2 protein-coding genes and 2 pseudogenes are annotated in these 2,551 nt (G+C 72.2%); all 4 read right to left on the reverse strand.

Annotation, left to right across the window (positions count from 1 at the left end; all coding sequences use genetic code 11):
• Positions 1 to 887: pseudogene (locus tag GT354_RS23060) on the reverse strand (cell division protein FtsK); the annotation flags it as partial.
• Positions 888 to 967: 80 nt separating this feature from the next.
• Positions 968 to 1,231, reverse strand: a complete 264-nt coding sequence (locus tag GT354_RS23065) for a hypothetical protein (protein WP_161358281.1) — start codon at positions 1,229 to 1,231, stop codon at positions 968 to 970.
• Positions 1,232 to 1,253: 22 nt separating this feature from the next.
• Positions 1,254 to 1,634 carry an RRQRL motif-containing zinc-binding protein gene (locus GT354_RS23070; protein ID WP_161358282.1) on the reverse strand — a complete coding sequence of 127 codons (381 nt, stop codon included), beginning with the start codon at positions 1,632 to 1,634 and terminating at the stop codon, positions 1,254 to 1,256.
• Positions 1,634 to 2,551: pseudogene (locus GT354_RS23075) on the reverse strand (hypothetical protein); the annotation flags it as partial. The gene GT354_RS23070 and the pseudogene GT354_RS23075, both read right to left, overlap by 1 nt.

The following is a 2,551-nucleotide window of genomic DNA, read 5'->3' on the forward strand; positions in this document are numbered from 1 at the left end:
ACCGCGGTCACCCCGTACGGCAGGTCCACGTCCGCGCGCCATCCGGGTCCGTCGCGGGTGATCGGGGCGACGAACGCCTTGCCGCCCCAACCCTTGGCCATCGCCTTGTTGATCTCGGCGATCCCCAACGCGCCCAGCGCGCGCAACACAAAGTGGCTCGTGAGCTTCTGCACCTGCGGCTTGACCACGGACGGGCCGATCACCGGCCGATCCTCCGGGGCGCCGACGAACCCCAAACCCGCGACGATCCCCGCGAGCGTCAACAGCAGCGCCCACGTGGGACCGGCGAGCACGAGCGCGGTGAACAGCACGCTCGCGCACAGGCACGCCGCGGCGAGGATGGTTCCGCGCAGCCGTGCCTTGCCGTCGCGGTGCTTGGCAAGCTTCAGGTACTCGTTGGCGTCGGCCCTGCGGATCGCTTCCGCCCGCACCGGCCGGGCGTCGGCGTCGCCCACCCACCGGAACGCACGGCCCACCAGGCGCACCGCGCCGAGCGGGGAGCGCACCGCGAGGGTTCCGGCGTAGACCGGGGTGCGCACGGCGTGGAACGCGAACACGTGCCGGTAGTGGTCGAAGACCCACCGCGCCTGCTCACGCAACGCATCACGCGAGCGAAGCCACGACGGGAGCACGGCGCGGCGCTGCTCGCCGCGCACCGACTCGTTCCACGTCGGCCGCTCACGCCCCGGCGGGTCGACCGGCACCGGCGGGTTGTCGTCGTCGTCCTCGATCGGGTCGGGGTCCGGGTCGACGCGGGTCTCGGCGTCCGGGTCGACGCTCTCACGCTGCTTGAAGGGAAGGACCGACCCGCCGGGCGGGGTGTCGTCGCCCTGCTTGTCGAAGGGATCCGACTCGAAGTCGGGACTGTCGAAGGTGTCGTGCGACATGCTGGATCTCTCCTCTTTGGGGAGGGCGGGCCCCGGCGGTTGCTGCCAGGCGTGGCCGGGGCCCGCGGTTGTGGAGACGGTCAGCGGTGGCAGGTGCAGTGGTCGTCGCAGGCGTCGTACGGGCGCTCGGTCACCGCGCCGTTGGCGTCGGTGTAGATCTCGCACTCGCAGTCCCAGCACTGCCACCGGCCGTGCAGGCCGGCGTCCATGGCGGCGCGGGTCTCGGGGTCGGTGTCCTCGGACAGGTCCCGCATGGTCGCCCCGTGACAGCGCGGCGGCAGTGCGGCGGTGACGGTGTCGCCCCGGTCGACGTCCTCGAAGTCCGGGCCGGTGGTGCAGCTCATTACGGCTCCCTGGTTTCGGTGGTCAGGCGACGCGCTGTTCCTCGGGATGGGCGCAGGCCACGCAGCAGCCGAGCGACGTCGGGATGACGTATCCCGCATCGGCGCGGCAGGTCGGGCAGGTGCGCCGGGCGGTCATCGCCGCGGCGAGCGCGCGGTGTCGGCCCGGTGTCATCGGCCGGACCGTGCGGGCGCGGTCGACGCGGTACAGGTACGCGACGCGCAACCCGCGTGCCCTGGACTGCCACATGAGTTGCGCGGCGGGGTCCTGCCCGCCGGGCCGCAACCCTTCCGCCCGGAGCTGTCGGCGCGTCATGAGCCCGTCGGGGGCGGACCGCCACGGGTAGGTCGGCGTGCCGTAGCGGGCGCCGGTGGGGTCCCAGAAGCGTTTCCGGAACCGGGCCATCACGCCTCGCCGGTGGCGTCGCCGTCGACCACGAGGTGCAGGCCGCTGGCGGTGCGTTCGGCGAGCAGCGCGTCCCGCAGGGTCCGGCCGTTCGCCGACGACGTGCGGACCGCCTTGCGGACCGCCTCGCCCGTCAGTCGGTCGACCGGCCAACCGGCCGTCAACTCTCGTGCCTGTACGAGTAGTTCATCGGTCGACCGGTTGCGGCCGGTCGACTTCGCAGCGGGCGGAACCTTGCCGGTCGACTTGCGCGGACGACCACCGGTCGACCGGATCACGCCCGACTCGATCACTCCGCTTTGTGATGAAATGTGCTGATCAGGGGTCGACTGCTTCTCATCAGTCGGGGCAGTCGAGCGGACCTTGCCGAGCAGCTCGGCGACCGGCCGCGCCGAGTCGAACGCGAGGATCAACGCGTCCCGCACGGCCTTGTCGGAGTCGAGCACCGACCCGCCCGGGGCGACGTCGGCGAGAGTTGCGGTCGGAGTCTGCAACACCGACAACGCGACCGGCTCGACACCCGACTCGGGCGCGTCGGCGAGCAGTTCGGCGACCTTGCGCACCGCCTTGTGATGACGCTTGAGCGTGCGACGCGTCACCCCGGGATCGGCGCCGTACACCGCACGCCACGCCACGATCCACGCCGCATCCTCCGTCAAGCCGGGCACCGCGGCGAGCAGGTCGCGCATGCGCCGACTCACCTTGCGAAACCGCGCCGTGCGGTACAGCTCGGCGCGCAACTGCTCGCCCGTCTTCCCGCCGGCGTGCTCCGCTTGGCTGTGTGCGTAGGACTCCCAGAGCAGCACGCCGAGCATCGACGCGATCCCCAGGACGACCGCGAGCGGAACGCTCCGGTGGATCGTGTGCGCCACGTTCAAGGCCGCGGCGGCGAGCGCCGAACCCCACGTGATCGCCCG

Origin of the sequence: Streptomyces sp. SID3343 (assembly GCF_009865215.1) — a bacterium.
Lineage (GTDB): Bacteria > Actinomycetota > Actinomycetes > Streptomycetales > Streptomycetaceae > Embleya.

What these genes read in the sequence shown, in the direction of transcription:
- GT354_RS23065 (WP_161358281.1), bottom strand. Translation starts at nt 1,231, where the DNA reads ATGAGCTGCACCACCGGCCCGGACTTCGAGGACGTCGACCGGGGCGAC.
- GT354_RS23070 (WP_161358282.1), bottom strand. Translation starts at nt 1,634, where the DNA reads ATGGCCCGGTTCCGGAAACGCTTCTGGGACCCCACCGGCGCCCGCTAC.